This window comes from Clostridium uliginosum (assembly GCF_900112485.1).
Taxonomy (GTDB): domain Bacteria; phylum Bacillota; class Clostridia; order Clostridiales; family Clostridiaceae; genus Clostridium; species Clostridium uliginosum.
The window spans coordinates 71962-95316 of sequence record NZ_FOMG01000013.1; the positions used below are offsets into that span (position 1 = coordinate 71962).

Here is a 23355-nt window from a genome sequence, read left to right on the forward strand (position 1 = left end):
CATAAATATGCTAGAAAAACCCTCTGTTTTTAAACAGGGGGTTTTTGATTAAAAAAGGTATACAACCAAGGTTGTATACCTTTTTAAATGTAGGTACTTATTACGACTTTAGACCAATCATAAGGTATTACTAAAGTACATATAAATAAGGTATAAAAGAATATATAGTTATTTAGGCATTGTTCTTTATTTGAAGATGCCTTATATAAAAAGGAGGAATGGTATGAGATGGGTACAAAAACAAAGCTAGCTGATATTTTGGCTGAAAAGGGATTACCAATTAATTTTCAATTTGGTGGAAAAGCACCTGAAGAAATGACAGCACGAGAAGTGACAAAGGAGCCAAGCCCTAGAGCCAAAAGATTGAGAGAAATTTATTATGATACATTATCTACTGCAAATACAGAGTTTCCTTATTGGTACAATAGAAAATGGAATGAATTAGAGGGTGAAGTAGATATTGTTAGAAGAGCAGAAGCTCTTAAATGTGCATATTCACATTTAACACCTAATATTATCCCTGGTGAAAAATTAGTTATGCAAAAGACTAATTATTATAGAGGATCTTTTCCTATGCCTTGGCTTTCTGAAGGTTTCTTTGTAGCAAAAGAAGATGAGTTATATAAGGAAGCATTAGATAGAGGAAGTGCTAGTGCAGGAGAATTGAGTAAATTTGGTACTGGTGGTGGAAATGTTACCAAGAGTTTTGGAAAGGTAGTTTCTATAGCAGGTAAGTTTGGAATGAGACAGGAAGAGATACCTGTTTTGGTTAAACTTGCTAAAGAATGGGTTGGTAGATCTGTAGATGATTTAGGACATAAATATGAACAAATGGTAACTGGATATCAAACAAAAGAGAATATCATGAAGTCTTTGATTTGTATGTTTGATTCAGGATTCACATTACCTCAAGGTAGGGAGGTAATAAATTATTATTATCCTTTACAATATGGTTTTGATGGTTTGATTGATATGGCTATGGAATGTAAGGAAAAAGTAGCTGGAAGTGCTGATGGAGATGGACTTATAGGTATGGACCGTCTATATTTTTATGAAGCAGTTAAAACTACTATAGAAGGAATTCAAAATTGGATTTTAAATTATGCAAAACATGCAAGAGAATTAGCAGACAATATAAAAGAGAAAAAACAAAAAGAAGAATATATTGAAATAGCTGAATGCTTGGAATGGGTTGCACATAATCAACCTCGTACATTTAGAGAAGCACTTCAATTAACCTATATAGCACATATAGCGGTACTTGATGAAGATGCTATTTCAGGATTGTCACTTGGAAGACTTGGTCAAATATTATATCCATGGTTTAAACAGGACATTGAAGCAGGAAAAATAACAGAGGAAGAAGTATTGGAACTTCTTGAACTTCACAGAATTAAGTATACATGTATTGATTGTTTTGCTTCAACAGGGGTTGTAGGAGGAGTTCTTTCAGGTAATACTTTCAATAATTTAACTCTTGGTGGACTTAAAAAAGATGGAAGTTCAGCAGCAAATAGGTTGGAGTATTTAATTGTTGAAGCTGGTATAACATGTGCTACTCCACAGCCAACATTATCTTGTCTTTATGATGAAAAGTTACCAGAAGAATTTTTATTAAAATGTATTGAATGTGATAAGACAGGTACAGGATATCCAGCATGGATGAACAACCGTGGAGCAATAGAATTTATGATGAATCAGTATGGCGATGAAGGAATGACAATTAATGAAGCAAGATCTGTTGCAATAGGAGGATGTCTTGAAACATCACCTTGTACGTGGAAAGATCTTACTTTAAATGGTGAGAAATATAGCATTCCAGGTGGTGCAGGTCAACCTACCTCTGTTGGTGTGCATTTTATTGCAAATCCAAAGATTTTAGAACTTGTACTTACCAATGGAAAAGATAATAGAATAAATTTACAAGTATATCCAGAGCATAATAAGAAACTTGAAACTTTTGATGAATTGATTGAACAATATAAAGAGTATTATGAACTAACTTGTGATGTACTTGCAAAAACTAATAATATCCAACATGATATTTGGCGTAAGAAAAATATGTCTGTTGTAAATTCTTTGTTAAAGCCAAACTGCCTAGATAAAGGACAACATATTGGTAATTTAGGCTATAAGTACAATGCAACATTTAATATAGAGAGCTGTGGAACCATTAATACAATAAACAGTTTAGCTGCGTTAAAGAAGCTTGTATATGATGATAAGAAATATACTCTTGATGAAGTAAAAGATGCAATAATTAGTAACTTTGGATTTAAAACTGCAGAAGAAATTGGCAGCTATTCATTAGCAGACCAAGAGAAAGCAAGTGTTAATTCTAAGTACGATGATATTTACGGAGATTGTTTATTGGCTCCTAAATATGGAAATGATGATCCTTATGTTGACAGTATTTTAAAAGACTATGAAGAGTGGTTCTGTAATATGTGCTATAACTATGAATCATTATATGGTAAGAAGATGTATGCTTGTCAAATTTCAGTTTCAACTCATGGAGCACAAGGCGGAGCAACATTAGCCACTCCTGATGGACGTTTATCTGGTACAACCTATGCAGATGGTTCTATGTCAGCATATCCAGGCACAGATAAAAATGGGCCATATGCATTATTTACATCTGCTACAGTTTGGGATCATAGTATGTCTCAAAATTCACAAATGAATTTAAAGATTCATCCTAGTGCAATTAATGGAATGGAAGGTTCTAGAAAGCTTCTAGATTTAACTCGTTCTTATATGAGAAAAGGTGGATATCATATTCAATATAACGTTGTAGATTCTAAAGTATTAAAGGAAGCACAAGCAAAACCTGAAAATTATAGAGATTTAATGGTACGTGTTGCTGGATTTACACAATACTGGTGTGAAATCGGTAAGCCAATACAAGATGAAGTTATTTCAAGAACTGAATATGAAGGAGTGTGATAAAAATGGCAAATGAAAGTATTAAGCATAATGATTGTGTGAATTTTTCATCAATAGATGTAGCAAAGGGTATTTGCAGAATATCGAATGAAATGGTATTCATAGATACATCCACTTGTGGAAATTTTAAGGAAGTTCATAAGTGTAAAAATTGTTCGAATTTCAAAAATCTCAATAAGGATAATACAGGGCTGTGTACAGGATTAAAAAAAGAGGCTTGGACTTTTGGAGAATTAAGTGCAGTTACCTGTGAGGGTTATAAGTCAAATAAGGCATCTGAATAGAATTTAAAATCAAAGAGAGTTAAGTAGAATTTAAAATCCAAGAGGATATGCTAGTTATATAACATACTCTCTTAGGCACATGAAATAAAATAATAGACCAAATAGACGAGCTTACTGGTCTATTATTTTTTTGAATGTGCCTTATTAGATTTAAAGGGGTGAAAGGATATGGAAATGGAAAAGAAGAATGCAAATCACTTAGGACATATGGTGGTACTCGCATCTTGGTTAGCAGTATTTTGTTTATTTGGATTTAGATCAACATTTTCTGTTTTACAAGTACCTATGTCAAAAGGATTAGGATGGCAATCATCACAGTTAACTCTTGGTTATTCTTTGATGATGACTGTATATGCAATTACTGCTTATTTCAGTGGAATGATAATAGATAAGTGGGGTACAAAACCAGCATATGCAATAGGAGCCGTATGTTCATGTTTAGGATTCTTTATAACAAGTTATGCTCAAAGTTACTTGGGATATTTAATTCCTTATGCAATTTTTGCTGGTGTTGGAACAGGTATGCTTTGGGTTTCTTCAACAGTATCTGTTCGTAAGTGGTATGTAGGAAAATCTTACGCTAGTATGTGGGGAATTGCATTTATGGGTGCACCAGTTGCACAGGTAGTTTTAAGTCTTTCTGTTAAACAGGTACTTAAATTTACCGATTGGAGAAGTGCTATGAGAGGACTTTCAGTAGTTGTCCTTATTGCACTTATAATCGCTGCACTTGTAGCCAAGAAAAACCCTGAAAATTATGATTTAGAACCTTTTGGTATAGATTCTATAAAAGGAAATGGATCTAAAGATGTGGGAAAGGTTTGGTCAATTAAAGAGGCCTTTAGTATATTTCCTATCTGGGGAGCAATTTTAACATTTTTAGGAAGTATGTTAGGAGAATTTTTAATTTGGACTCAAGTAGTTAAATATTGGACTGTTGATGTAAAGATGTCATTAAGTACCGCAACTAATCTATATGTTATTATAGGAATAGCAGGTATATTTACAATGCCAATTATGGGTAGGATAGCAGACAAGATGGTTGGAAAATATAATAATAATGAAGCTAAAGCTAGAAAAGTTATGCTTATATTTGCTCCGATTATTGGTATTCTAGCTTGTGGATTTTTACTTATTACTAAAAAATCTATATTATTTGGTATAATTTCATGTATTCTTTTTGCAATATATTGGGCTATAGAGCCTGGTGGAGTAGCTGGTTATGCAGGATCAATATATGGAAATAAAACATTAGGGAAAATATGGGGTCTTGCAACTTTAATAGTAATGGCAATAGGACCAGCAGTTGGAAGTTTCATGGGGGCATATTTATATGATTTATCAGGAAGTTATTTTAATTCTATAATATTTGCTGCTTGTGCGTTTATATTTTCAGCAATAATTGCTATTAGTTTACCTCTTTCAGTAAAAAATAAAGCGTAAATAATATTTAGGCATATGATTTGTTATTTTTTTGTATGCTTTAATTAAAGTAAAACACAATTAATATCTTTAATTATAATTTAGGCACATTCAAAAAAATAATAGACTAGTACGCTTATCTATTTTGCGTCATACTGTGCATCAGCAAATATACGACGTATATTTGGTCTTTCTCATGTGCCTTAACCGAAAATATTGTATCTTACGCTTTATGAGAATTATATTAAGAACAGGAGGGTGGCAATTATGGATGAGAAGAAGGGTCTTATTTTCGATATTCAGAGTTATTCTGTACATGATGGACCAGGATGTAGAACAACTTGTTTTATGAGTGGGTGTTTCCTAAAATGTGAGTGGTGTGCGAATCCTGAAAGCTGGACAAATAAACAGAAAATTATGTTTGCAGAAGGAAAATGTAAGCATGAAAATGGATGTAATAGATGTGAAAAAGCTTGTAATAACAAAGCTATTAGTTTTAGCAAAGATGGAAAACTAAAAATGAATTGGGAAGTATGTAGAATTTGCGATACTTTTGAATGCGCTAAGGTATGTTACAATGAAGCATTAAGAGTTTGTGGAAAGTCCTACACAGTAACTTCATTATTAAAAATTCTAAACAGGGATAGGGAATTTTGGGGCAAAAATGGGGGAGTTACGTTTAGTGGTGGTGAACCATTTTATCAAAGTGAATTTTTACTTTCTATATTGAAAAAGTGTAGAGAAGCATATATTAATACTGCTATTGAAACAACAGCGTTTATAGACACGAGTATTTTTTTAGAAACAATGAAATATGTTGATTTTGCGTTTATAGATGTTAAGCATATGAACAGAGACAAGCATAAGGAAAAAACAGGGGTTTATAATGATTTGATCCTTAAAAATATAGAGGCCTTAGTTAATTCTAAATGGCAGGGAAGGCTAGTTCTTAGAATGCCAGTAATTTATGATTTTAATGATACTGAAGAAAATGCCATAGCTACAGCAGAATTTATGGAAAGGCTAGGTATTTATGAAATTAATCTTTTACCATTTCATAGAATGGGAGATTCAAAATGGAATCAGTTAGGAAACAAATATTCCTATAGCAATCAAGAACCTACTAGCGAAGAAAAAATGGATATGCTTCAAGAAATATTTTTAGACAGAAAAATAGCATGTTATGTTGGAAGTAATACAAGTTTTTAAAAATAAGGTTCTTTAGAAATATAGATATGAATTTACTACGGATACTAAGAATATGACTTAAGGCATATTAAAGAAAATAACAAGTCAAAGATGCGATGTATATTTTGCGTCAGACGAGGAAGTATGGCACAAAATAGACAAGCATACTGACTTGCTATTTATTTTAATATGCCTAAGTATTTCTATCATTTATGTTATAGAATTTTTGTCAAACTCGCGAAAAGGTTTAAACAGTGACAAATTTTATAATATAAACAATGAAATACTAAAAGTCATATTTTTTAATGTATCCTGAGTAAAAGTATATCCATATTTCTTTTTTTAGCTCTGTTTTAAAACTGTGTTGATATTGTTACATATTGTTCAGCGTACTAAAGAATTTATATAGGAAACTCGGCTCATATTCATTTATAATATATACAAAGTTAAATGGATAAATAAGATATTTTTTGTATTAAAAAAATTTTCACTACGATAAGGTTAAAAATGTATATTTTAGAAATAATTATACATACTATAGATTCAATTTCATTTTCTACATCTCGAATTTATTTTAAAAGTTATTATAAAAGTACAAAACAACATATAAAAATTATATATCATCTAAATTATAGGGTTATGGATTGGTATTTGATATGTTATAATATTTTATGTAATATATGGTTAGGAGAGATTAAAATTTCTTATGCAAAATATGTAATAAAGTAGAAAAATCAGTAGTTATATCAGCAACATTAGCAGTTATACGAGTATCATTAGAAAGAAATTTCAATACTAATTGGAGGAAAATAAATGGAGTTTTTTAAACAATTCTTTAAAAAGGAAACTATAAAGAGAATACTATTTTTAATTTTATTATTTATAGGTTGCTATACTATAAGATCTATATTTGATTTAGTATTATTAACATTTATTATTACGTACATAATAAACAGTATTCAGGAGCTAATAGTAAAAAACATAAATAAATTTGTTAAAGTGAATCCCAAACTCGTCACTATATCTTTATATTTATTTATGGTTATATCAGTTGTAGTTGCAGTAATAAAATATATACCTTTACTTGTAACTCAAACTATATCAATTATAAATGGAGTATCTAATTTTAATATGCCTAATAATTCAACCATATTAGGTGAATATCTAACACAAATGTTTCAGCAATTTGACATAGGAAAATATACTCAGGTTGGACTTAATTATGCAGTAGTATTAGCTACTGATGCTGGTAAAACTGGATTAAATTCAATCTTAGCTATAATACTTAGTTTATTTTTTATGCTTGAGAAAGATAATATATTGGATTTTATAAGAAGATTTAAAGATAGCAAAGTATCTAGTATCTATACGTATCTTGAATATTTTGTAAAAAACTTTTTAAATTCTTTTGGAAAAGTAATACAAGCTCAGCTTATTATAGCTATTTTTAATACTGCACTTTCTGTAATAATGCTTTCTTTTATGGGATTTCCAAGTCTAATAGCATTAGGCGCAATGATTTTTATATTAAGTTTAATTCCTGTAGCAGGAGTTATTATTTCGCTTATACCACTTAGTTTAATAGCTTTTGAAATAGGTGGATTATTAAAAATAGTTTATGTGCTTATTATGATAGTAGTTATTCATATTATTGAAAGCTATTTTTTAAATCCAAAGTTGATGTCCGATAAAACTAATATTCCTATATTCTTTACTTTTATAATATTAATAGTTTCTGAACACTTTATGGGGATATGGGGATTATTACTTGGAATACCTTTATTTATGTTCTTTATAGATCTACTGGGAGTTGATTTATCAAAGAAAAATGTTAAGTAGATAGCTAATCATAAATAATAAAAAAATTAGGATATACTTTAAAATAATGTTTATATTACAATATCAAAATTCAATTAAAACATAGCCCAAAATTAAAGATACATTCTCAAAATAAAGACTGAACATAAAGTGAAAATTTTCATCTGGAGTTTTAAACTCCAGATGAATTTAGTTGAACTTATATCCTCAAGGGGCATCTCGTCTTAAGACCAAATATACGTCGAATCTTTGGTCTATTATTTTCTTTCATGTGCCTAAAACTATGATATAATTATAATATTCTCTATAAAACTATATAGGAGATATTTAATACGCTAGGACTTGTTATTTTTTTTAAATATACCTTAAGAGACAGATGGAAAATTAAATAAAGAATAAGGAAGTATAATTATGAATAAATTTATTATAACAACAGATACAACGGCAGACCTGCCGAATGAATATTTACAAAAAAATGAAATAGGGATATTATCTATGTCTTTTCAAATAGAAGGAAAAGAATACATAGAAGATGAAACTTTAGATATAAAAGATTTTTATGATAAAATGCGTTCAGGATCAATGCCTACAACAGCTCAAGTGAATCCAGAAAAAGCAAAGAGAAAGTTTGAGTATTATTTAAAGCAAGGATATGATGTATTACACATTTCATTTTCATCAGTGCTTAGTGGTAGTTACAACAATACAAGAATTGCAGCTATTGAATTAAATGAAGAATATACAGAAAATAAAGTTGTAGTAGTAGATTCTTTAAGTGTTTCGTTAGGTGAAGGACTTTTAGTGCATAAAGCAGTACAATTAAAAAAAGCAGGAAAAAATCTTGAAGAGATAGTTACATGGTTGGAAGAAAATAAGCTTAATTTATGTCAGTACTTTACTGTAGATGATCTTAATCATTTGTATAGAGGTGGACGTGTATCAAAAACTACAGCAATTCTTGGAACTATGATGGGTGTAAAACCAATTATTCATGTAGATAATGAAGGAAAGTTGATTCCTATTTCTAAAGCAAGAGGAAGTAAGCAGTCATTGACTAAACTTGTTGATAATATGGAAAGATTAATGGGCAATTATAAATTGCAAAATGATATTGTATTTATTAGTCATGGTGATGCTAAGGAAGAGGCAGAAATAGTCGCTGATAAAATTAAAGAACGATTTGGAATTAATTCAGTTTTAATTAGTGATATTGGACCTACTATTGGAACACACTCTGGTCCTGGAACTGTTGGAGTGTTCTTCATGGGAGAAAATAGATAAATAATAATATTGTTATAAAGCCACTTAATGTGATTAATATTCACATTAAGTGGCTTTTTATTTTATACAGATGCCTAATACCAATTTTACCATATCCAATACAATATATTAATAAATTGTGATTTTCGGTACTTTTTGTTAAAATATATATAAGGGGGGAAATGTTTTGAATATTAAAAATAAAATTATTACTTTTTTATTTGCTTTTGCAATTATATTAAGTTTTGGTCCTACAGTAAATGTACAAGCAACAACTACTGATGTTAAGATAATATCAGATAGCAAGGTAACTGTAAAAGAAGCCAGGAAATGGGCTAAATCTAAGGGAGCAACAGAAACATTTATCGATTTAGCAGATCTTTACTTTAAGTATTCATCTGACTGTGGTGATGTTAATCCAGCAATTGCGTATGTTCAAGCTGCAAAGGAGACCGGCTATGGAAATTTTGGAGGAGTATTAGACAAAAGTTATCATAACCCTTGTGGACTTAAACTTAAAACAGTAGCAGAAGGTTCTGATACAGATAAAGATGCTCATCAAGTATTTAAGACTTGGGATAGAGGAGTACAAGCTCATATGGATCATTTGGCTTTGTATGCAGGTGCTAGTGGTTACCCTAAGAATGATACTTATGATCCAAGACATTTTATTAATATTAAAGGTACCGCGAAAACTGTAAATGCTTTAGGTGGTAAGTGGGCTCCAAGTGCTACATATGGAGAAGAAATAAATACATTATATAAGAATTTACTTGTTTATGCAGGAGTAGAAGAAAATCATGATTCTAACTCCAATGATAGTAATGGAGTATCTATGGAAACTCCAAAGCCAGGAACACCTGAAACTAAACCAAGTGCACCAAATGCAACATCAGTTATTGAAAAAAGTATCCCACAAGTAGTGGATAAAACAGAAGCTGATAAACCTAATATTATATCAACTATTGGTTGGAAGCAAGAAAATGGAGCTTGGTATTACTACAAATCAGATAATACAAAGGTACAAGGCTTTATTAAACCTGATAGTAACTGGTATTATTTAAAAGACGATGGTAAAATGGCGACAGGTTGGTTAAATGATAATGGAACATGGTACTATTTTAACAACTCTGGAATTATGGCTAAAGGCTGGATTCAATTAAATAATCAATGGTATTACTTAAAAGATTCAGGAGCTATGTCTACAGGTTTTATAAATGATGGTTCAAATTTATATTACTTAAAAGATTCGGGAGCTATGTCTACTGATAATAGTGGTTGGACGGCTTTATCAGGAAAATGGTATTACTTTGAAGGAAATGGTAGAATAAAGACTGGTTGGCTTAAAGATAATAATAACTGGTATTTTCTTCAAGGCGATGGATCTATGGTAACTAATTTTAATACAATAAACAGTAAAAATTATTTATTTAATGATAGTGGAAGTATGAGAATCGGTTGGGAAAATATGAATAACTATTGGTATTATTTCAACAATGATGGAAGTATGGAAACTGGATGGATTAATGATGGTGGCAGTAAGTACTATTTATATGATACTGGTGCTATGGCTAAGGGATGGATCAATCTTGATGGAACATGGAATTACTTAAAAGAGAGTGGATCTATGGTAACAGGATGGATTAATGTAGGTAGTGATTCATATTATTTAGAACCAAGCACAGGTAGGATGCTTACTAATACTACAATAGATGGCTATAAAATTGGTGCAGATGGTAAGAAACAAACATCATCATCTAATCAAAATAATAATCAAAATGTAAATCAAAATAATACTACTAATAATGGTAATACCACAAATTCAAAAGGAAAAACAATAGTAATAGATCCAGGCCATGATTATGGTAATGATTATGGCTGTGAGAGTGAACCTAATGGAGTAACATATAGTGAAACAGTTTTAGACATGCAAGTTGCAGCTAAACTACAAAAAGAGTTTGAAAAGAGAGGATATACTGTAGTAATGACAAGGGAAGATGGAGAAAAACCATCATATGGAACATTAACTGCAAGTCTTTCTCATAAAACTAATGTTGCTAATAATGCAAATGCAGATTTCTTTATAAGTATACATCATAATTCAGCAACAGAAGCAGCTAAAGGAGTTGAAACTTATTATAGTACAGCACCTAAAGATGCTAGCTATGGCGGATATTTAGATTATAAAAGACTTGAAATAAGTAAAAAAATGGCTACAGCTATAAACAATAGTATTGTAAATAAAATTGGAGCAAAAAATAGAGGTGCTAAAGATGATTCTAGCCGTACATTATTTGTACTTAGAAACACTAATATGCCAGCAGTACTAGTTGAAGTTGGCTTTATAACAAATCAAGATGAAGCATTAAGATGTGCAGATTCAGATAGCCAACAAGAGGTTTCAGAAGCGATTGCTCAAGCTGTTTCAAACAGTCTTTAAGGAAAATATTAGATAATAAAAAGATAATTTGTATAAGGCACATTCAAAAAAATAGTAGACTAGTATGTCTTTATATTTTGCGTATATTATTTTCTTTGATGTGCCTAATAGAGAGACTCTAGATAGTTACTTTATAAATAAAACTATTTAGAGTTCTTTTTTAATACACAGGAAATTATAAAATATTTATATGGTGGTAATAAACTACGAATACACTTTGTTTTATTATTAAATTAGGATGTTTTTAAATAATTAACAAAAATAATATATATAAGTTCCAATAAAGTTTGTTCATTAATATAAATTTTAGAACACTTATAAATACTATGATTTAACTACTATAGTGAGGAACTTATATAGAAAATTTATGATATATATGCTTCTAACTAGATATTGTTAATTAAAGATGCAATTTATTATAAAAATTAAATAAAAATTTATAAATGTATTAATTAATTAGAACATATATATTTAAACTTTACATATATTTATGGTATAAATTTAGTATAAGTAAAATAAACGTATTGACAAAAGAAGAATTAGTTAACAAAGTTAACATAGTAATTAGGGGGATAATTTATTTGAATACAGTATTATCAATAAATGAGAAGATAGAGATTTATAAAAATGCTGACATAGATTTTGAAACTTTGAATTTAAGTAAACTAGAAAAGTATGCAAAAAGAGAAAATGCAAAAGCACAAAACACATTAGGAGACAGATATTATACTGGAGAAGGAGTACTACAGGATTATAAAAAGGCATTTGAATGGTATAAAAGGTCTGCCAATCAAGGATATTCTATTGCACAATATAATTTAGGAGATATGTATTACTGCGGAGAAGGAGTGCCACAAAATTATGAACAAACTATTAAATGGTATACAAAATCAGCAGAGCAAGGAGTTTCAAATGCACAATGTAATTTAGGCTGTATGTATGAAGATGGAGATGGTGTACCGCAAGATTATAAAGAGGCAATTAAGTGGTATAAGAAAGCCTGTGAACAAGGAGATTTTTATGCTCACTATAATTTAGGAAATATATATATGAATGGTAAGGGTATAGACAAAGATTATAATGAAGCATTTAAACACCATAAACAATCTGCAAATCAAGGATATGAAAAAGCACAAAATACTCTAGGATACATGTATGAAGAAGGTAAAGGTGTTCCTCAAGACTATAAAGAAGCATTTAAATGGTATGAAGAATCTGCTAGTAGAGGCTATTCTTATGCACAATATAATTTAGCTGTAATGTATGAGTATGGCAAAGGCGTAGAGAAAGATTCTAAAAAAGCATTTAAGTGGTATAAAGAGGCATCACGACAAGGGCTTGAAGAAGCTAAAGTTGTTTTAAAAGAAAGGTTTTAGTTATTTATTTAAATATACCTTATCCTTAAGAAACTGAAAAAATAATTAAGACAATAAAAAATTAAAAAAATTATAAGATTAATATTTTATAAATAAAAATTGTTATACAAAAGAAGGAGAAAAAGATACATGGAATTTAAACTTAATATATTTCAAACAATGGCATTGGCTACGCTTGTATTCTACTTAGGACAACACTTAAGAAGGAAAATAAAAGTATTAGCTAAATATTGCATACCAGCTGCAGTTATAGGAGGACTTATATTTGCAATATTAATGCTTACTTTAAAAATAACAAATGTTGCTACTATAACTTTGGACATTACACTGCAAAATATTTTCATGACTGCATTTTTTACTAGCGTTGGTTATACGGCTAGCATTAAGATACTAAAAAAGGGTAGCATTAAGGTTGTCACTTTCTTGCTTTTATCAATATTGTTAGCAATATTTCAAGATGTTTTAGGTGTTTCTTTAGCATCATTATTTAACTTAGATCCATTATTAGGTCTTTGTACGGGATCTATTCCAATGATTGGTGGTCATGGAACGGCAGGCTCATTTGGACCACTTTTAGAAGGATTAGGAATTAAAGGTGCAACTACAGTATCATTTGCTGCTGCAACCTTTGGTTTAGTTATGGGAAGTTTTATAGGAGGCTTTGTTGCTAAAAACTTAATTGAACGTCATAAATTAAAAACGCCTAAAGAATCACATGATAAATCTATTCCTTTAAGTGATTTTCATGAAGATGATAAGGCTATTTTATGTCACAAAAGACTTATGAATAGTGCTTCTTGGATTTTTATTGCAATGGGTGCAGGATCTATAATATCTAGCCTAATCCAAGATTTAGGACTTACTTTTCCATCATACATTGGTGCTATGATTGCAGCTGCAATCATTAGAAATATATGTGATATGATAAAAGTTGATCTTGAAGAAAAAGAAATTGAAACAATTGGAGGAATTAGTCTTTCATTCTTTTTGTCTATGGCTTTAATGGGATTAAAGTTATGGGAACTCTTTGATTTGGCACTTCCTATGGTGGTTATGCTTATTGCACAAGCACTTCTTATGGCATTATTTTCTTACTTCTTAACTTTTCGTATAATGGGTAAAGATTATGAAGCAGCAGTTTTTGCATCTGCTAACTGTGGATTTGGTATGGGTGCAACACCTAATGCTGTTGCAAATATGGATGCGCTAACAGATAAATTTGGATTTGCTCCAACACCATATTTTGTAGTACCAATTGTTGGATGTCTTTTTATAGATTTCGCAAACTCTGCAGTTATTACATTATTTATAAACTTGTTACACTAGGGCAGGTAAAATATAATATTTATTGTATGAATTTAGATACTTAGCATATTCATAATTTTTTAAAGGGGCTGTCTAAGAATTATCAAGTGAAGCAATAACAAAGAAATAGAAATAACATTTATTAAAGAAGACTAGAAAAATTTCGCTAAGAGTTTCTAACATTTAAAGTTGTACCCATAAAAGATTGCTCCTAATATGCATTAGGACAATCATTTATGGAACAACTTCAAATGAAGAAACTCTAAGCTTATTTTTCAATGCTTCTTCCACAAATGTTATTTCTATTTTTTTGAATATACATCATATCATTAAATGATTTGTATTATGATACAGCCCCTTTTTTCAAAAGATATTCTTTAGCACACTGAACAATATGTAACAATTTCAACACGGTTTTAAAACAAAGCGTATTATTAATATATATTTAAGTATTTCAAAGATGAAAATGTTTACAAAATATTAATGTTTTTATCAAAAAATCATGCATTATATTTACAATTAAAGATTAAAAACATTGAATATATATTACTATTACATATTTCGACAATTATATGCACTTATAAATACGTTTAAGCCATATATATGTACTATAAATTGATTCTTATCTTCAGATGGAGGTTTCTTAATTATGAATATATTCTCTATCTGAAATTTAGAAGAAATTATATCCTCAAGGAGCAATCAGTACAGGAGCATGCAACCGTTAACTTCAACTTGTATAAAATAGAAGTGTTACGGATGCTAGCTATATGATAAAACATGAAAAAATTAAGTGGAGGTAATAAGAATATGAGTATTTTAGTTAGAAGTGAAATTAATGAATTAAAAACAGTCTTATTGCATAGACCTGGCGAAGAAATAGAAAATTTGACACCAGAATATCTGGATAGATTATTATTTGACGATATTCCTTGGCTTGAAAAAGCTCAATCAGAGCATGATGCTTTTGCAAATGTATTACGTGATAATGGAGTTGAAGTATTATATCTTCATGAACTAATGTCAGAAGTAATAGATGATCAGGGAATACGGGATAAATTTATAAGTCAGTTTATAGAAGAAGCAGATGTTTTGAATCCACATATGATTCAAAGAATAACTACATTCCTAAATAATATAAAAGATACAAAAGAATTAGTTAGAAAGACTATGTCAGGTATTAAAAAGGATGAATTACCTATAGGTAATTTTAAAGAAGTAGAACTATCTGACTTAGTAGATAATGAGTATCCTTTTATAACAGATCCAATGCCTAATTTATATTTCACAAGAGATCCATTTGCATCTATTGGAGATAAGATTAGTCTTCATAGAATGTATTCAGTAACTAGAGGTAGAGAAACTATTTATGCTGAATATATCTTTAAATATCATCCGAGATTTAAAGATACTAAAAAAGTTTATGATAGAGATTTCCCATTTTCACTTGAAGGTGGAGATGTTTTAAATCTTTCTGATGAAGTATTAGCTGTAGGTATTTCTCAAAGAACATCCCCTCAAGGATTACAAAGACTTGCCAAAGAAATTTTCTTTAATACAGAAGGAAATAAAATTAATACTATTTTAGGATTTAATATTCCTAAATCAAGAGCTTATATGCATCTAGATACAGTATTCACTCAAGTAGATTATAATAAATTCACTATTCATCCTCAAATTCAAGGACCTCTTAAAGTTTTTGAAATTACTAAAGGAGAAGATGAAAAATTAGTAATTAATGAAGTAAATATGGAATTAGAAAAAGTACTTGCAAAACACCTTCATAGAGATGATATTGTTTTAATTCCTTGTGGTGGTGGAGATTATATAACTTCTCAAAGAGAACAATGGAATGATGGCTCTAATACACTTTGCATTAGACCAGGAGAAGTTGTAGTTTACTCAAGAAACTATGTTACAAACAAAATACTTGAGGAAAATGGAGTAAAGATTTATGTAGTACCATCAAGTGAATTAAGCAGAGGAAGAGGTGGCCCTCGTTGCATGTCAATGCCTCTAGTAAGAGAGGAATAAATTTAAAATACTATTAATGGAGGAAAATATTATGGCTGTAAATTTAAGAGGAAGAAGTTTTTTGAAATTATTAGATTATACACCAGAGGAAATTAGGTATTTATTAGATTTAGCTAAGGATTTAAAGAGAGCTAAAAGAATGGGACAACCTCATAATATCTTAAAAGGTAAGAATGTAGTTTTACTATTTGAAAAAGACTCTACAAGAACTAGATGTGCTTTTGAAGTTGGAGCTATGGATTTAGGAATGGGAACAACTTATTTAGGACCTTCAGGATCTCAAATGGGTAAGAAGGAAAGTATTAAAGATACTGCAAGAGTGCTAGGTAGAATGTATGATGGTATAGAATACAGAGGATTTAGTCAAGAAATAGTTGAAGATTTGGCAAAATATTCAGGAGTTCCAGTATGGAATGGATTAACTACTGAATTTCATCCAACACAAGTTATTGCTGATTTGTTAACTATAGAAGAAAAGTTTGGGACATTAAAAGGAATAAACTTTGTTTATCTAGGTGATGCAAGAAATAATATGGGAAATTCTTTAATGGTTTCATGTGCTAAGATGGGTGTTAATTTCACAGCATGTGCACCTAAAGATTTATTTCCATCAAAAGAATTAGTAGATGAGTGTAGAGAAATTGCTAAAGAAAATGAATGTACAATTACTTTAACAGAAGAGGTTAATAAAGGTACTAAAAATGCAGATGTAATCTATACAGATGTTTGGGTATCTATGGGTGAGCCAGATGAAGTTTGGGAAAGCAGATTAAAATTATTAAAACCTTATCAAGTTAATAAGAGCGTTATGGATAATGCTAATCCTAATGCAATATTTATGCATTGTTTACCATCTTTCCATGACTTAAATACTAAGGTTGGTAAGAGTATTGGAGAGAAGTTTGGAATAACTGAAATGGAAGTTACAGATGAAGTATTTGAAAGTAAACAATCAGTAGTATTTGATGAAGCTGAAAACCGTATGCACACAATTAAAGCAATAATGCTTGCAACAATAGGCATTTAAGGGGGAATAAGCTATGGAAAAAAGATTAGTCATAGCACTTGGTGGAAATGCACTTGGAAATTCTCCTAAAGAACAATTAATGTTAGTTAAGGATACTGCAAAAACAATAGTAGATTTAATTTCAGAAGGCTATAAAGTTATTGTAACTCATGGAAATGGTCCTCAAGTTGGAATGATTAATTTAGCTATGGAATCTGTTAAAATGCCTTTTCCAGAATGTGGAGCAATGAGTCAAGGATATATTGGGTATCACCTTCAACAAAGTATTAAACAAGAATTAAAAAGTAGAAATATAGATAAGAATGTTGTTAGTTTAGTAACCCAGGTTGTTGTAGATAAAGGTGATAAAGCATTTAATAATCCCACAAAACCAGTTGGAAGTTTTTATAAAAAAGAAGAAGCAGAAAAATTAGAAAAAGAAAGTGGATTTACTTTCAAGGAAGATGCAGGTAGAGGCTATAGAAGAGTAGTACCTTCACCAAACCCTAAAGAAATAGTTGAGCTTAATGTAATTAAAGAACTTTTGGATAAAGACAATGTAGTAATTGCAGTAGGTGGCGGTGGAATACCAGTTATAGAAACTGAAAATGGTTATGAAGGAGTAGCAGCTGTTATAGATAAAGATAAATCAGCAGCTAAGCTTGCAAATGATCTAAATGCACAAATGTTAGTAATTTTAACTGCAATTGATAAGGTTTGCATTAACTTTAATAAGCCTAATCAAAAAGAGATTTCTAAAATGGACATTTTAGAAGCTAAGAAATATATAAAAGAAGGGCAATTTGCACCGGGATCAATGTTACCAAAAGTTGAGGCCTGTTTAGATTTTGTTAATTCAAGTAAAGAATCAATAGCTTTAATAACATCACTTAGTAAAGCTAAAGATGCTTTAAAAGGATTAACAGGAACTATAATCACTAAATAATTTAGTTCAAATAAGATTAATAGTAAATAAATAGAACTACAAAACTATTTTAAAAGCTTCAAACAAATTATTATATTAAAAGTATTTTATAGGTGTTACAGGAGATGGGAGAAATATAATTAAAGGAGGATAAAAATATGGACACCAATAAAGCTTCAAAAAAGAAATTTAACTTCCCATCAGCATATACTATTTTAATAGGGTTAACTATAATTATTGCCATAATTACAAATTTTGCTCCTGGCATGATTCCATCAAAAATTAGTGATGTTGTAATGGCTCCAGTAACAGGTATGATTGGCGTTAAGGATGCAACTATAGCAAATACAATGAATGATGCAATGGAAAATGGTGGAATAACTGAGGCCCTTAATACACTTACGAATACAGAAGGACAATATATAAATGTATGGAATCAAGGTAAAATATTTGGTGCAATTGATGTAGCATTCTTTGTATTAATAATTGGAGGATTTCTTGGAGTAGTAACTAAGAGTGGAGCTTTAAACGCAGGAGTTGCTGCAATTGTTAAAAAATTAAAAGGAAGAGAGTTGCTACTAATACCAATATTAATGATATTATTTTCAATAGGTGGAAGCACATATGGGATGGCAGAAGAAAGTTTAGCATTTTATGCGCTTTTAACAACAACAATGATTTGTGCAGGGTTTGATCCTTTAGTAGCAGTTAGCACAGTTTTACTTGGAGCAGGATGTGGAGTGCTTGGATCTACTATAAATCCATTTGCAACAGGTATAGCATCAGCATCAGCAGGAGTGCCTGTTAATCAAGGAATAGTTTTAGCATTAGGTGGACTTTTGTGGATAGGAAGTTTATCTGTTGCAATATACTTTACTATGAAATATGCTAAAAAAATAAAAGAAGACCCAACTAAGTCACTAGTTTCAAAATTTGAACTTGATAATGCATTAAAAGCTTATTCTGAAGATAATGATGGAACAATTGAATTAACTAAAAGAAGAAAGTTTGCTTTAATAGCATTTGGAATAACATTTTTAGTTATGATACTTGGAATAATTCCTTGGGAAGATTTTGGAGTATCATGGTTTAGTAATCATACTGGAATTCTAATGGGCTCACCTTTTGGTAGTTGGTGGTTCTATGAATTTGCAGCTTGGTTTTTATTAATGGCAGTTGTAATTGGAATAATTGCTAAAATGAGTGAAAGAGATATCGTGAGTTCATTTGTAGCTGGTGCTTCCGATATGGTTGGTGTAGCACTTGTAATAGGAATATCAAGAGGTATTTCATGTATAATGACTAACAGTGGACTTGATCTTTATATATTAAATGGTGCATGTAATGTATTAAATGGAGTATCAGGTGTTATCTTTGTAAACCTAGCTTATATAATTTATATTGGATTATCATTCTTAATACCATCTACAAGTGGACTTGCTACAATATCAATGCCTATATTTGCACCACTTGCTGTTAAGTTAGGATTAGCACCAGAACTTATGATAGCAGCATTTTCAGCAGGATCTGGAATAGTAAATTTAATAACTCCTACTTCAGCTATTGTTATGGGTGGATTAAGTATAGCAAAATTAGAATATTCAACTTGGTTAAAATATGTATGGAGGATACTACTTGGAATTTTTGTAGTATGTGTGTTAATTTTATCTATTGCAATAATGATAGTATAAACAGAGTGTTAAAGTATTAGGCACGTAAAAGAAAATAGACTAGATGACTTACTTGTTATTTTTTAAAAATGTGCCTTATATAGTTTAAAAAAAGCTTTGATAATAAAATACAGTGATGCTTAGAGGAAAGACTAGGGGACTAAATAGTAGATTTAGCTTCTTAAACTTTTGAAGTGTCACTGCATTTTAATATGCCTTATTGATTATATTTTAAATTAGTGTTGATATTTTGAGTATAAAGATCATGGACAGAGGAATTTACTTTAAGAACTCTAAAAAGAATCTTAGTCCCATTAATGCATGCTCCCAATCAGAGATTGTGACAAGCAATTAATGGGACAAATCTTCATTAAGAGTTCTACAAAGCAAATTCCAATGCCAGTTCACCCTTATATTAAAAATATCAACACTCACTTAAAATATAAATATATTTATTAATTGAAGAGGGGAATTAAAATGGGGTTAATAAAGGTTTTAAGTATTGCATATTTAGTATTTACATTTATTTTAATGTTAAATAAAAGAAAGACATGGAATGCCTTTATTGTGTTTGGCATTATCACACTTATATTTGTAATGATTTATGGAAATTTACCGACTATACCAGAAAAGTATACTCCAGTTGCTATTTTTATATTATTTTCACTTATGATAACTTTATTTGGTCTTATGAATGGTGGAATAATTTACTTATTAAAAAGATCAAACAAGGCATCAATTATTGTATCTATAGTATCATCGATTTTATTAATGTTACTTATATTCAATAAAGTAGGATTTATTAGTTATATATTTATTCCACTACTTCTTTATAAAGGACAAGATGAATTTAACAAACTTATGAAGATTAATAATATTATTCTAAAATAAGACTCTGTTAAACTAAACTGTTTATATGCACTCGATAGGTAGTATAACTTAATTATTTGTTGAGTGCACAAGTTAAGAATATTATGTACAAGTCATCCTTATATATTATTTCGTAGAACTCATTATATTCATATTTGTTTATTACTAAAACTTGCGAAGTAATTATCATATCTCATAACTTTTTTATTAATTGCTTATATGAATTAAAATGTAAATTTACTATTAATAATATCCAAAGACCTTTTTGCCTCATTTCTTATAATTGAGTTACTATCATTTTCTTTAATATTAATTAAAATATACATAACAGTTTTACTATTAAAACTTTCAAAAGCCCTAACTATTTTCCATCTAACAATATCATCTGTAATGTGTTCATTAAAACATGATATTAAATCATCTAAAATATTTTCACTATAAGAATTGTAATTATAAAAACATATAAAACCTATTGAATCTATGGCTTCCCTAATAGTAATAATATTATTTGTTTTTAATGTCTTGATTAATTCAGGTAGTACATCCACACTCATATGTGCTAACGTTCTTGCTATAATATCTCTTGGAAGTGGATAACTTTTCTTATTAAATTCTTTGCTAGGTAATTCCGTATATTGATTTTTACCTATAAGCCCTAAATAGTTAATCATAATTTTAGCCGATTTTACAGAAGCCTTTGATAGAGCATTACATAATTCCATTTTGGTATAAAGTTTATTTTCATATAAGAGCATAGTGCAAAATAAATTTATCATTTCATTATCTAACTCATTTTTATTTGATAATAATTTTATTGCAATGGTTCTTTTATAAGGCTCTTTTGATTTTAGTAATTCTAATAATTCATTTTTATTGGAATAAACATATACATTTATATCTTCTACAGTTACATATCCACGATTTTTTAATTGTTCGTTAGAACTTTTCATCTAACTCCCCCATTATATAAATAATCTTCACCATTTCTAACATTTGTGTATTAGGTAATATAGTTATATTTATAAATTACATATGTTTATTATAACATAATTGAATTAATTAACTATTTATACTATGTTTTTCAACTTGATTCTATTTTTAATAGCATAAGTAGAATATAAACAAAAATATTAATATAAAATATAAGAAATTTTATTGCAAATTTACAATATTTGAGTGAAAATAATATGTATAAACTTTAATTATAATAACGCATCATGTTAGTTAAATTAAGAAATTATTAATAAACGCTTTGTTTTAATAATATCAATACGGTTTTAAAACAGAGCCTTGTATAAAAAGGAGATATGATTATGAAAGCTTATGAACGTTTATTAAAATATGTCAAAGTATATACTACATCAGATGAAAACTCTAATATACATCCAACAACTGAGAGGCAATTTGATTTAGCACATTTACTTGTAGAAGAAATGAAAGAACTTGGACTTAAGGATGTTAGATGTGATGAACATTGTTATGTTTATGGATATATTCCACCAACTAAAGGATATGAAGATAAACCAAGCATAGGACTTATAGCACATATGGATACTGCACCAGCAGCTCCAGGAGAAAATGTAAAACCCCAAATTATTGAAAATTATGATGGGGAAGATGTGGTATTAAAAGGAACTAATACTATCTTATCACCAAATAAATTTCCTGATTTAAAAAACTTAAAAGGTAGAACACTTATTACAACTGATGGAACTACATTACTTGGTGCTGATGATAAGGCTGGTATTGCTGAAATCCTTACAGTATGTGAAATTATTAAAGAGCAAAATATTCATCATGGAAAAATATGCGTAGCATTTACTCCGGATGAAGAAGTAGGCCAAGGCGCTGATCTTTTTGATGTTAAAAATTTTGGAGCAGATTTTGCATACACAATTGATGGTGGGGTAGAAGGAGAAATTTCATATGAAAACTTTAATGCTGCAGGTGCTAAAGTAGAAATTCACGGTGTATCAGTCCATCCAGGATCTGCAAAAAATACTATGATAAATGCTTTAAATGTAGCAATTGAATTTAATTCAATGTTACCAGCATGTGAAAGACCAGAATATACTGAAGATTATGAAGGATTTTATTATTTAGAGAAACTTAGTGGAAATACAGATCATGCAAGTATGGAATACATATTACGTGATCATGATATAGAAAAATTTGAAGTGAAAAAATCAATGATAAAACTTGCTGAAAAGCTTATTAATGAAAAATATGGTGAAGGCACAGTAAAAGCTACAATAAAAGATCAATATAGAAATATGGTTGAACTTGTAAAACCTTGCTTCCACTTAATAGATAATGCAACAGAAGCTATGAAAGCTATAAATGTTACACCAGTTATTGAACCAATTAGAGGAGGTACAGATGGAGCAAGATTAAGCTACATGGGATTGCCTTGTCCAAATTTAGGAACTGGAGGATTCGCATTCCACGGGGAATATGAACATATTACAGTTGAGGGTATGGACATTTGTACAAATATTATTATTGAGATATTAAAAAGATATGCCAAATAAACAAAATATTTATTTGGGCTAAATTAGTAAATTTATTTTAATATATCTAAAGGTACCTGAAAAATTCATCAGGTACCTTTAAATTATTTTATTTCTAATATGAAGTTGTTACGATTAGAAATAATTGTTTTCCCAAATAGGTGTGTAATTACCAAATATGTATGTGGTTTAAACAATTATATAATTAGACCAGCTAATAATAGTCAAGTAAATTTTAAAAAAATTCAAATATAAAAAAGTGCATATAAAACAAACCGTTTGAAAACACGAACGGTTACAA

16 protein-coding genes are annotated in these 23355 nt (G+C 29.6%); 15 read left to right on the plus strand and 1 reads right to left on the minus strand.

Going from position 1 to position 23355, the window contains the following annotated elements:
- Positions 1 to 228: 228 nt before the first annotated feature.
- From hpdB to BM027_RS10075, 14 genes are all read left to right on the plus strand, one after another.
- Positions 229 to 2946, plus strand: a complete 2718-nt coding sequence (gene hpdB / locus BM027_RS10010) for a 4-hydroxyphenylacetate decarboxylase large subunit (RefSeq protein WP_090091403.1) — start codon at positions 229 to 231, stop codon at positions 2944 to 2946.
- A 5-nt stretch (positions 2947 to 2951) separates the two neighbouring features.
- Positions 2952 to 3230, plus strand: coding sequence for a 4-hydroxyphenylacetate decarboxylase small subunit (gene hpdC / locus BM027_RS10015; RefSeq protein WP_090091405.1), 279 nt, complete (start codon positions 2952 to 2954; stop codon positions 3228 to 3230).
- A gap of 168 nt (positions 3231 to 3398) precedes the next feature.
- Positions 3399 to 4673, plus strand: coding sequence for an MFS transporter (locus BM027_RS10020; RefSeq protein ID WP_242943307.1), 1275 nt, complete (start codon positions 3399 to 3401; stop codon positions 4671 to 4673).
- A gap of 246 nt (positions 4674 to 4919) precedes the next feature.
- Positions 4920 to 5861 (plus strand): 4-hydroxyphenylacetate decarboxylase activase, encoded by a 942-nt coding sequence (gene hpdA / locus BM027_RS10025; RefSeq protein ID WP_090091407.1) that lies wholly within the window; start codon positions 4920 to 4922, stop codon positions 5859 to 5861.
- 792 nt (positions 5862 to 6653) lie between these two features.
- Complete coding sequence (locus tag BM027_RS10030; protein ID WP_090091409.1) at positions 6654 to 7679, plus strand: AI-2E family transporter; 1026 nt, start codon at positions 6654 to 6656, stop codon at positions 7677 to 7679.
- 390 nt (positions 7680 to 8069) lie between these two features.
- Positions 8070 to 8939: a DegV family protein gene (locus BM027_RS10035; RefSeq protein WP_090091411.1), complete on the plus strand. Its 870-nt coding sequence runs from the start codon at positions 8070 to 8072 to the stop codon at positions 8937 to 8939.
- Positions 8940 to 9105: 166 nt separating this feature from the next.
- Positions 9106 to 11358: an N-acetylmuramoyl-L-alanine amidase gene (locus BM027_RS10040; protein ID WP_090091413.1), complete on the plus strand. Its 2253-nt coding sequence runs from the start codon at positions 9106 to 9108 to the stop codon at positions 11356 to 11358.
- 581 nt (positions 11359 to 11939) lie between these two features.
- Positions 11940 to 12734 carry a tetratricopeptide repeat protein gene (locus BM027_RS10045; protein WP_090091415.1) on the plus strand — a complete coding sequence of 265 codons (795 nt, stop codon included), beginning with the start codon at positions 11940 to 11942 and terminating at the stop codon, positions 12732 to 12734.
- A gap of 129 nt (positions 12735 to 12863) precedes the next feature.
- Positions 12864 to 14060, plus strand: a complete 1197-nt coding sequence (gltS, locus tag BM027_RS10050) for a sodium/glutamate symporter (RefSeq protein ID WP_090091417.1) — start codon at positions 12864 to 12866, stop codon at positions 14058 to 14060.
- A gap of 789 nt (positions 14061 to 14849) precedes the next feature.
- Positions 14850 to 16073, plus strand: a complete 1224-nt coding sequence (gene arcA / locus BM027_RS10055) for an arginine deiminase (protein WP_207647597.1) — start codon at positions 14850 to 14852, stop codon at positions 16071 to 16073.
- Between the two features lie 31 nt (positions 16074 to 16104).
- A complete protein-coding gene (gene argF, locus BM027_RS10060; protein ID WP_090091421.1) occupies positions 16105 to 17100 on the plus strand; it encodes an ornithine carbamoyltransferase in 996 nt (331 codons plus the stop codon).
- 13 nt (positions 17101 to 17113) lie between these two features.
- A complete protein-coding gene (arcC, locus tag BM027_RS10065; RefSeq protein ID WP_090091422.1) occupies positions 17114 to 18025 on the plus strand; it encodes a carbamate kinase in 912 nt (303 codons plus the stop codon).
- Positions 18026 to 18162: 137 nt separating this feature from the next.
- Entirely contained in the window at positions 18163 to 19695 is a 1533-nt protein-coding gene (locus BM027_RS10070; RefSeq protein ID WP_090091425.1) for a YfcC family protein, read from the plus strand.
- A 456-nt stretch (positions 19696 to 20151) separates the two neighbouring features.
- Complete coding sequence (locus BM027_RS10075; RefSeq protein ID WP_090091427.1) at positions 20152 to 20565, plus strand: hypothetical protein; 414 nt, start codon at positions 20152 to 20154, stop codon at positions 20563 to 20565.
- A 203-nt stretch (positions 20566 to 20768) separates the two neighbouring features.
- On the opposite strand, the gene BM027_RS10080 is transcribed toward BM027_RS10075, so the two are convergent.
- Complete coding sequence (locus tag BM027_RS10080) at positions 20769 to 21494, minus strand: HEAT repeat domain-containing protein (protein WP_090091429.1); 726 nt, start codon at positions 21492 to 21494, stop codon at positions 20769 to 20771.
- Between the two features lie 363 nt (positions 21495 to 21857).
- Here BM027_RS10080 and pepT point away from each other — a divergent pair, with 363 nt between their 5' ends.
- On the plus strand, positions 21858 to 23075 hold the full coding sequence (gene pepT, locus BM027_RS10085; protein ID WP_090091430.1) for a peptidase T: 1218 nt from the start codon (positions 21858 to 21860) through the stop codon (positions 23073 to 23075).
- Positions 23076 to 23355 lie beyond the last annotated feature (280 nt).